Annotated in this window: 5 protein-coding genes; all 5 read left to right on the top strand. The window is 76.2% G+C overall.

The annotated features are described in order from the left end of the window. Nucleotides 1-413, top strand: a 413-nt coding sequence (locus tag HUW36_RS29235; RefSeq protein WP_343044374.1) for a sensor histidine kinase, incomplete at its 5' end; no start/stop codon positions are given. Beyond that, nucleotides 410-1057: a response regulator gene (locus HUW36_RS29230; protein WP_174531065.1), complete on the top strand. Its 648-nt coding sequence runs from the start codon at nucleotides 410-412 to the stop codon at nucleotides 1055-1057. The genes HUW36_RS29235 and HUW36_RS29230, both read left to right, overlap by 4 nt. A 69-nt stretch (nucleotides 1058-1126) precedes the next feature. Then, nucleotides 1127-2104 (top strand): ATP-binding cassette domain-containing protein, encoded by a 978-nt coding sequence (locus tag HUW36_RS29225; RefSeq protein ID WP_174531064.1) that lies wholly within the window; start codon nucleotides 1127-1129, stop codon nucleotides 2102-2104. Beyond that, nucleotides 2101-2928 (top strand): ABC transporter permease, encoded by an 828-nt coding sequence (locus HUW36_RS29220; RefSeq protein WP_174531063.1) that lies wholly within the window; start codon nucleotides 2101-2103, stop codon nucleotides 2926-2928. Before HUW36_RS29225 ends, HUW36_RS29220 begins: the two co-directional genes overlap by 4 nt. A gap of 2 nt (nucleotides 2929-2930) precedes the next feature. After that, nucleotides 2931-3168, top strand: a 238-nt coding sequence (locus HUW36_RS29215) for a hypothetical protein (RefSeq protein ID WP_174531062.1), incomplete at its 3' end; no start/stop codon positions are given.

The following is a 3168-nucleotide window of genomic DNA, read 5'->3' as shown; positions in this document are numbered from 1 at the left end:
AGGACGGACCGCCCGCCTCGGCCGGCCCGGAGCGGGTCGAGGCGCTCGTCGACCGCTTCCGCCGGCAGGGGCCGCCGGTGCGGCTGCGCCTGCCCGAGCCGGAGCCGTCCTGGCCGCCGGAGATCACCAGCACCGTCTACCGGGTGGTCCGGGAGGCCCTGACGAACGTGGCCCGGCACGCCCCGCACGCGCGGGCGGTCACCGTGACCGTGGCCGAGGAGCCCGCCGGGGTCGTGGTCGAGGTGTCCGACGACGGGCCGCCGGCCCCGGCCCCCCACCGGGGCGGCTACGGCCTGGTCGGCATGCGGGAGCGGGTCGAGGCGCTGGGCGGCACGGTGAGCGCCGGGCCCGGCCCGGACGGGGGCTGGTCGGTGCGGGCCGTGCTGCCGACGCACGACGGGAGGTCCGCGTGAGCATCCGGGTGCTGCTCGCCGACGACCAGGCGATGGTCCGTGGCGGGCTGCGGTTGATCCTGGAGGAGCAGCCGGACATCGTGGTGGTCGCCGAGGCCGCCGACGGCGTGGACGCGGTCGCGCAGGCCCGCCGGCTGCGTCCCGACGTGTGCCTGGTGGACATCCGGATGCCGCGGCTGGACGGCCTCCAGGTGACCCGGGCCCTGGCCGGGCCGGGCGTCGCCGACCCGTTGCGGGTGGTCGTGGTGACCACGTTCGACCTCGACGAGTACGTCTACGGCGCGCTGCGCGGCGGCGCGGCCGGGTTCCTGCTCAAGGACGCCGGGCCGGCGCTGCTGGTGGAGGCGGTCCGCGCCGCGTACCAGGGGGACGCGCTGGTGTCCCCGTCGGTGACGGTCCGGCTGCTGCGGCACCTGGCCGCGCCGGCGCCGAAGCCGGACGCGCGGCTGCCGGCGTTGTCCGACCGGGAGGTGGAGGTGGTGCGGGAGATCGCCCGGGGGCGGACCAACCTGGAGATCGGCGCGGAGCTGTTCATCTCGTTGAGCACGGTCAAGAGCCACGTGTCGGCGGTGCAGACCAAGCTCGGGCTGCGCAACCGCACCGAGATCGCGGTATGGGCCTGGGAGCACCGCGTGGTGGAGTGAGCGGCACCACTGGCGGACGCGCTACCGTACGTTGTACGTTAGCCCGGCTGTCGACGGAGGGGGCGCACGGTGGAGCACGCCATCATCACGGAGGGCCTGCGCAAGCGGTACGGCGACACGGCCGCGCTGGACGGGTTCGACCTGCGGGTGCCGCCCGGCACGGTCTGCGGGCTGCTCGGCCCGAACGGAGCTGGCAAGACCACGGCGGTGCGGATCCTGGCGACCCTGCTGCGCGTCGACGCCGGGCGGGCCGAGGTCGCCGGCTTCGACGTGGCCCGGCAGCCCGACCAGGTGCGCTACCGCATCGGCCTGGTCGGGCAGCACCCGGCCGTGGACGAGGCGCTCACCGGCCGGCAGAACCTGGTGATCTTCGGCCGGCTGTTCCACCTCGGCCGGGCCCAGGCCCGCGCCCGCGCCGGCGAGCTGCTGGACCGCTTCGGGCTCGTCGACGCCGGCGACCGGCCGGTCCGCACCTACTCCGGCGGCATGCGCCGCCGCCTCGACCTGGCCGCCGGCATGATCCTCGCGCCGTCGGTGCTTTTCCTCGACGAGCCGACCACCGCGCTGGACCCGCGCGGGCGCAACGAGGTGTGGGAGGCGGTCCGGGACCTGGTCCGGACCGGCACCACCGTGCTGCTCACCACGCAGTACCTCGACGAGGCCGACCAGCTCGCCGACCGCATCTGCGTCCTCGACGCCGGGCGGGTCGTGGCCGAGGGCACCCCGGACGCGCTCAAGTCCCGGCTCGGCGGCGACCGGATCGACCTGGTCGTCCGCGACGCCGGTGACCTCGCCACCGCCGCCGGGCGGCTGCGTCGGGTGGCCACCGCCGAGCCGGACGTCGACCCCGACCGGCGGGCGGTGAGCGCCCAGGTCGACGACCGGGCCGGCGCGTTGACCGAGGTGCTGCGGGCGCTCGACGCCGACGGCGTGACCGTGGCCGACGTGACGCTGCGCCGTCCCACCCTCGACGAGGTCTTCCTGCGGCTCACCGGCCGGCCCGCGTCGACCGAGCGCACCGACGACACCGAGGAGGTGCCCGCGTGACCACCACCACCCTGTCCGCCGGCGGCGACCTGCGCCCGGGACGGCCGTCGCTTGTCGGCGACAGCCTGACGCTGACCCGGCGCGCGCTGGCGCAGTGGCGTCGCGACCCCGGCCCGCTGGTCGGCGCGCTGGCCTTCGACGTGCTGATCCTGCTGATGTTCGCCTACCTGTTCGGCGGCGCGCTCCAGGTGCCCGGCGGCGGCGACTACCGGGAGTTCCTGCTGCCCGGCATCTTCGCCATGACCATGCTGTTCGGCATCAGCCAGACCACCGTGGCGGTCTCCGCCGACGCCGAACGCGGGGTCACCGACCGGCTCCGCTCGATGCCGGTGTCCCGGCTGGCCCCGCTGGTCGGGCGGGCCGCCGCCGACATGCTGTTCGCGGTGGTGACGCTCGCGGTCATGCTGCTCGCCGGCCTGGCCGTCGGCTGGCGGCCGCACGGCGGTCCGGGGGCCACCCTCGCCGCGCTCGGGCTGGTCCTGCTGCTGCGCTTCGCGCTGGCGTGGGTGGGCATCTACCTCGGCCTGGTGACGAAGGGCCCCGGCGCGGTCACCGCCGTGCAGACGTTGGAGTTCCCGCTCGGCTTCCTGTCCAGCGCGTTCGTGGCGCCGTCCACCATGCCCGGCTGGCTCGGCGCGGTCGCGCAGTGGAACCCGCTGTCGGCGACCGTGGGCGCCACCCGCGAGCTGTTCGGCAACCCCGGCTGGGGCGGCGACTCGTGGGTGGCCGCGCACCATCCGCTGCTGGCGGTGCTCTGGCCGGTGGCCCTGGTCGCCGTGTTCCTGCCGCTGTCGCTGCGGCGCTACCGCGCGCTGGGCGGCTGAGCGTGACCGTGGTTCCGAAGGTCGACCTCGGGCGGTGCGGGATCGTCTTCCGGCCGGACGATCCGCCCCGCGCCGGCACGCTCGTCTGCTACGACCCGGCCGGCGACGCGCTGCCGCAGGCGTACGACGCGCTGGGCCAGCGGCGGGAGCTGACGCTCGCGCTGCCGCTGGACGGCCCGGTGGAGGCCTGGCACGTGCCGGTCGTCGCGGTGCCGGTGGGCACGGCGCTGTCCCGGCTGG

The organism is Micromonospora maritima (assembly GCF_902825405.1).
In the GTDB taxonomy this organism is placed as follows: Bacteria; Actinomycetota; Actinomycetes; order Mycobacteriales; family Micromonosporaceae; genus Micromonospora; species Micromonospora maritima.
Note: the sequence above shows the minus strand (reverse complement) of the source record. Positions and strands in the feature narration are given on the sequence as shown.